We start from the raw sequence: 1,216 nt of genomic DNA on the forward strand, positions 1-1,216 counted from the left end.
GGCTGACTCAGGTGGTCCATGCGACACGCTCCCTGACCAGGGGAGATGTCAGTGGGTCGAGCAGCACGAGAGGCGAAGAAGGCTAGGTTCTTCGCCATGCGCATGACGAAGGTGTCGATCGCCAAGGCCGCAGCCGCGGTCGGTGTCAGCCGCCAAACCGGCTACCGGTGGGAGGACGAGGCCAACGGCACCGTCCGCCGTGCCCCGCACTGGGAGCACGGCGGACGGTCGTTGTCCCTGGGCGAGCGGGAGCTCATCGCCCTCGGACTCGCCCGCAACGAGTCGGTCCAGACGATCGCCGCGCACCTGGGCCGGCACCGGTCGGTGATCTACCGGGAGATCGAACGCAACAGCAACCGCGACGGTAGCTACCGCGCCGTGTCGGCCCACGCGCGGGCCTGGACCCGAGCACTGCGACCGAAAGTCGCCAAGCTGATGGCCGCACCCGAGTTGCGCGCGTATGTCGTCGCCAGGCTGAAGCTGCGCTGGTCCCCGCAGCAGATCTCGGCCAGGCTGGTGGTCGACTTCCCCGACCGAGCGGAGATGCGCGTGTCCCACGAAACCATCTACCAGGCCGTGTATGTGCAACTGAAAGGCGAACTGCGAAAAGAGCTTTCGGAGTATCTGCGGCGCCGGCACACCCGTCGGGTGCCGCAGGGGCGAGTGCCGAGCAGTGCCCGCCATATTCCCGACAAGATCCTCATCTCCCAGCGGCCCGCCGAGGTCGAGGACCGGGCGGTGCCCGGGCACTGGGAGGGAGATCTGATCATGGGGGCGCGCAACCGCTCGGCGATCGGCACCCTGGTCGAGCGCACCACCCGGTACGTGGTGTTGCTGCACCTGCCGAAGGTCCGCGACGTGTCCGGCGTCCGCGATGCGATGATCGCCGCGATGCGGTCGTTGCCGGAGGTGATGCAGCGGTCGGTGACCTGGGATCAGGGCCACGAGATGCGTGCTCATGCCCAGATCACCATGGCCACCGACGTCGCTGTCTACTTCTGCGATCCGCACTCGCCGTGGCAGCGCGGCACCAACGAGAACACCAACGGTCTGCTCCGGCAGTACTTCCCCAAGGGCACCGACCTGTCGGTGTACACGCCCGAGGACCTGCAGCAGGTCCAGGACGAGTTCAACGGCCGTCCCCGGCAGACGCTACGCTGGCGCACGCCAACCGAAGCGTTCACCGAGCTTGTCGCATCGGCCGCCTGAAACCGCC

The 1,216-nt window shown here is 67.7% G+C and carries 1 protein-coding gene; it reads left to right on the forward strand.

The features are described 5' to 3' along the window. Positions 1 to 45 precede the first annotated feature (45 nt). Entirely contained in the window at positions 46 to 1,209 is a 1,164-nt protein-coding gene (locus tag QYS60_RS25695; RefSeq protein WP_371384659.1) for an IS30 family transposase, read from the forward strand. Positions 1,210 to 1,216: the final 7 nt, after the last annotated feature.

Source organism: Rhodococcus sp. GXMU-t2271 (assembly GCF_041414735.1).
In the GTDB taxonomy this organism is placed as follows: Bacteria; Actinomycetota; Actinomycetes; order Mycobacteriales; family Mycobacteriaceae; genus Rhodococcus; species Rhodococcus indonesiensis.

Coding starts and splice junctions, on each gene's coding strand:
- QYS60_RS25695 (WP_371384659.1), top strand. CDS start 46: ATGTCAGTGGGTCGAGCAGCACGAGAGGCGAAGAAGGCTAGGTTCTTC.